Genomic DNA, 384 nt, shown 5'->3' with positions numbered 1-384 from the left:
CCTAATCTGCACCCACCCGGACGGGCATAACCACAGCGGGAATATCCATGTGCATATCGTCATCAACTCCCTGCGGATTTACGAAGTCCCGCTTCTGCCCTACATGGACAGACCAGCCGACACACGGGAGGGCTGCAAGCACCGCTGCACCAACGCCGCTATGGAATATTTCAAGAGCGAAGTCATGGAAATGTGCCACCGGGAGGGGCTTTACCAAATCGACCTCTTGAACGGCAGCAAGGAACGGATAACCGAACGGGAATACTGGGCGGCAAAGAAAGGGCAGCTTGCCCTTGACAAAGAGAACGCCGCCAGAGAAGCCGCCGGACAGCCGACCAAGCCCACCAAGTTTGAAACGGACAAGGCGAAGCTGCGCCGGACGAT

The 384-nt window shown here is 57.3% G+C and carries 1 pseudogene; it reads left to right on the top strand.

Annotated elements, in window-relative coordinates:
• A pseudogene (locus tag DW915_RS15590) lies at nt 1–384 on the top strand (relaxase/mobilization nuclease domain-containing protein); the annotation flags it as partial.

This window comes from Blautia sp. AM42-2, from assembly GCF_003480245.1.
Taxonomy (GTDB): domain Bacteria; phylum Bacillota; class Clostridia; order Lachnospirales; family Lachnospiraceae; genus Fusicatenibacter; species Fusicatenibacter saccharivorans.
The sequence above is the reverse complement of the archived record's forward strand: the minus strand, read 5'-3'. Positions and strand labels throughout refer to the sequence as shown.